The organism is Micromonospora sp. NPDC047753, from assembly GCF_040642735.1.
In the GTDB taxonomy this organism is placed as follows: Bacteria; Actinomycetota; Actinomycetes; order Mycobacteriales; family Micromonosporaceae; genus Micromonospora.
The window spans coordinates 1-3,878 of the sequence record NZ_JBEYSL010000576.1; the positions used below are offsets into that span (position 1 = coordinate 1).

Sequence of the window (3,878 nt, forward strand, 5' to 3'; positions counted from 1 at the left end):
GTCCTGGCGTACGGGTGGAGCACCGACCGCACCGACCGGGCTGCCGCGTTCGGGCACGCCGCCGCCGGTGCCACCGCGGTGCAACACGCCCTGTCGGTGCTACGCGACGCACCCGAGCTGCTCGCCGTCTGCGACAAGTACGACCTGGCCAGCGTCAACCGGGGCCCGCTCGGGATGGGGCTGCTCACCGGCAAGTACACGGCCGCGTCGACGCTGCCCCGCGACGACGTACGCGGACTGGCTCCGGGCTGGTTGGAGTGGTTCCGGGGTGGCCGGCCGGCACCGGAGTGGCTGCGGCGGGTCGGCGCGGTCCGAGCCGCGCTCACCGCCGACGGGCGCACCCTCGCCCAGGGCGCGTTGGGCTGGATCTGGGCCCGCAGCGGCCGCACCATCCCGATCCCGGGCTGCCGTACGGTCGCCCAGGTCGAGGAGAACGCCGCCGCGCTGCACCGGGGCCCACTGCCGGCGGACCAGTTCGTCGAGGTGGAACGTCAGCTCGCCGCCGTCCGCACCGCAGCCCTGCGCGACGCCGACCGCCCCCACTGGCCCCGCCCCATCCACCCCACAGTCCACCCGTAACCAGGTCCCACAGAAGCCCACCCACGCCCGCACCCACGGCGCAGCGCGTGCTGCGCCGTGCTGCCTCGTGCTGCGCCGCGCTGCGCCGTGCTGCCTTGTGCTCTGCCGTGCTGCCTCGCGCCTTGCCGCCTCGTGTCGCCCCGCCCCGCGCCGTGCTGCCCAGGGCTGCTGTGCGCCGTGCTGCCCCGCGCCGTGCTGCCTAGCGCCGTGCTGCCTAGCGCCGTGCTGCCCCGCGCCGCGCCGCCCGGCCCTGCGCCGCCTAGCGCTGCCCTGCGCCGCCCCCTTCCGCTCAGTTCCGCCCTGCGCCGCTCCGCCCGCGTCGATCAAGGGGTTGTGGTGCCTCACAAACCGGGCACCAAGCAACCCTTCGCCCACCACAACTGCATGATCGACCCGTTGACCGCTTCAACTTCCGCCGATCTTGCACTTACTGCGGGTACTTATGCCGCAGTAGCGACATATCGGCAACCGGAAGTGCAAGATCGCTGGGGCAGGGCAGGGCAGGGCAGGGCAGGGCAGGGCAGGGCGGCGGGGTTAGGGGAGTTGTTCCTTGCGGGTCTGGTCGGCCAGGTGGGCGGGCATGGGGTCGTGGCGGACGAAGTGGCGGCGGAAGGTGCCGGTGCCGGCCGTCATGGAGCGCAGCTCGACGGCGTACCGAAGCAGTTCGGTGGCTGGCACTTCGGCGCGGACGAGGGTGCGGCCCTCGGTGTCCGGGTCCGGTTCGGTGCCGAGCACCCGGCCGCGTCGGCCGGACAGGTCGCCCATCACCGTGCCCACCGAGCCGTCCGGAACCCGGATGGTGACCTCGTCGATCGGCTCCAGCAGGGCCGGCTGGCCACGCTCGGCGGCGTCGCGCAGTGCCAGCGCGCCGGCGGTCTGGAAGGCCGCGTCGGAGGAGTCGACGCTGTGCGACTTGCCGTCGACAAGGGTCACCCGCAGGTCCACCACGGGGTGCCCGGCGACCAGCCCGCGCTCCAGTTGGGCGCGGACACCCTTCTCCACGGATGGGATGTAGTTGTGCGGCACCGCCCCGCCGACCACCCGGTCGACGAACTCGAAGCCGCTGCCGCGGGGTAGCGGCTCGACCTCGATGTCGCAGACCGCGTACTGGCCGTGGCCGCCGGACTGCTTGACGTGGCGGCCGTGCCCCTTCGCAGGGACGGTCAGCGTCTCGCGCAGCGACACCTTGACCGGCTCGGTGTCCAGCTCGACGCCGCCGGCGCGCAGCCGGTCGAGCACCACGTCCGCGTGTGCCTCGCCCATGCACCAGAGCACCAGTTGGTGGGTCTCCGGGTTGCGCTCCAGCCGCAGCGTGGGGTCGCCGGCGACCAGGCGGGCGAGGTTGCGGGCCAGGGCGTCCTCGTCGGCGCGGCTCCGGGCGGCGATCGCCACCGGCAGCAGCGGCTCGGGCATCTCCCAGGGGGCGATCAGCAGCGGGTCGTCCCTGGTCGAGATGGTGTCGCCGGTCTCAGCGCTGCCTGACTTGGTGATCGCGCAGATGTCACCGGCCACGCAGAGCGACACCTCCCGCAGGGTGGCGCCCAGTGGGGTGTAGATGTGCCCGACCCGCTCGTCGGCGTCGTGGTCGGGGTGCCCGCGTTCGGCCATGCCGTGCCCGGAGACGTGCACGGTCTGGTCGGGGCGCAGGGTGCCGGAGAAGACCCGGACCAGCGAGACCCGACCAACGTGGCGGTCGATGGTGGTCTTGACGACCTCGGCGACCAGCGGCCCGGCCGGGTCGCAGCTCAGCGGCGGACGCGGCGAGCCGTCCACGCCGGTCACCGCGGGCAGATCGTGCTCCAGCGGCGACGGGAACGCGGCGGTCAGCACCTCCAGCAGCACGTCCAGCCCGACGCCGGTGTGGGCGCAGACCGGCACCACCGGGTAGAAGTGGCCCCGGGCGACGGCCTTCTCCAGGTCGTCGATGAGCACCTCGTCGCCGATCTCCTCGCCGTCGAGGTAGCGGTCCATCAGGGTCTCGTCCTCGCTCTCGGCGATGATCCCCTCGATCAGCTCGTCGCGGGACTCGTCGATGGCCCGCTGGTGCTCCGGGTCGGGGTCGCGGACGTCGGCGGGCAGCCCGGCGCTGTAGTCGAAGACCCGACGGGTGATCAGGCCGAGCAGACCTTCGGTGGACACCCCGTCGTCGCCGAGCATCGGCAGGTAGAGCGGCATCACGTTGTCACCGAAGAGGCGCTGGCAGAGCGCCACCGTCTCGTCGACGTCGGCGCGGGGTTGGTCCAGTCGGGCCACCGCGACAGCGCGGGGCATGTCGACGGCGGCGCACTCCTCCCACAGCGCGACGGTGGCCGCGTCCATGCCGCCGGCGGCGGAGACCACGAAGAGCGCGGCGTCGGCGGCCCGCAGCCCGGCGCGCAGCTCACCGACGAAGTCCGCGTACCCGGGGGTGTCCAGCAGATTGACCTTGATGCCGTTGTGCAGCAGCGGCGCGCAGGACAGGCTGACCGAGCGCTGCTGGCGTACGGCGGCGGGGTCGTGGTCGCCGACGGTGGTGCCGTCGACCACGGTGCCGGCGCGGCCGATCGTGCCGGTCGCGGCGAGCAGGGCCTCGACCAGTGTGGTCTTGCCCGCCCCGGAGTGCCCGACGAGCACCACGTTGCGAACCCGCTCGGGCTCGGTCACCACCGGCGTGCCGCCGGTGGAACCCTTCTCGTGACTCTTCTGCGCCATGGGGCGCACCTCCCTCAGCCGGTGGTGGTGGCGACCGCCGCGCGAGGTGGAAGCGGCCCGGGGCGAGTGCGCGGCGATATCCTCCGGTGGTCTGCTGCACAGCGGGAACGGGACGGGCGGACGGGTGAGCTGGCTCACCTCCCGGCTCGATCTCACACCCGTTGCCGGGTAGGCACAAGCCTCCCCCGGGCGGGTCGGCGGTACCGTCCGTATCGCCGGAGCTGGGCGGACCGTTATCGTGGGGACCGCCATGGCGAAGATCTTCCAAGTGTCGGCCCGCGCGGGGATGACCCGCGTCGTCGAGCCGATTGCCCGCGCCCTGCTGCGCGCGGGCGTCACCCCCAATGCCGTCACCGTCGCGGGCACCGTTGGTGTGCTCGTCGGCGCGCTCGGCTTCGGTGCTCGCGGCCATCTGGTCGCGGGCGCGTTGATCGTCACCCTGTTCGCGCTCACCGACCTGCTCGACGGGACGATGGCCCGGATGAGCGGCGGCTCCACCAGGTTCGGCGCGTTCCTCGACTCAAGCATGGACCGGGTCGCCGACAGCGCCGTCTTCGGCGCGGTCGCGTACTGGCTGGCCACCGAGGGCGACCACTCCGGTGTGGCCG

3 protein-coding genes are annotated in these 3,878 nt (G+C 73.2%); 2 read left to right on the forward strand and 1 reads right to left on the reverse strand.

Translation table 11 applies throughout. The features are described 5' to 3' along the window. On the forward strand, positions 1–579 hold a 579-nt coding region (locus ABZ749_RS31155), incomplete at its 5' end, for an aldo/keto reductase (protein WP_357234059.1). A 534-nt stretch (positions 580–1,113) separates the two neighbouring features. Here ABZ749_RS31155 and ABZ749_RS31160 read toward each other — a convergent pair. Further along, complete coding sequence (locus tag ABZ749_RS31160) at positions 1,114–3,270, reverse strand: elongation factor G-like protein EF-G2 (protein ID WP_357234062.1); 2,157 nt, start codon at positions 3,268–3,270, stop codon at positions 1,114–1,116. Between the two features lie 250 nt (positions 3,271–3,520). On the opposite strand from ABZ749_RS31160, the gene ABZ749_RS31165 reads away from it, so the two are divergent. Beyond that, positions 3,521–3,878, forward strand: a 358-nt coding sequence (locus ABZ749_RS31165) for a CDP-alcohol phosphatidyltransferase family protein (RefSeq protein ID WP_357234065.1), incomplete at its 3' end; no start/stop codon positions are given.

Coding starts and splice junctions, on each gene's coding strand:
- ABZ749_RS31160 (WP_357234062.1), bottom strand. CDS start 3,270: ATGGCGCAGAAGAGTCACGAGAAGGGTTCCACCGGCGGCACGCCGGTG.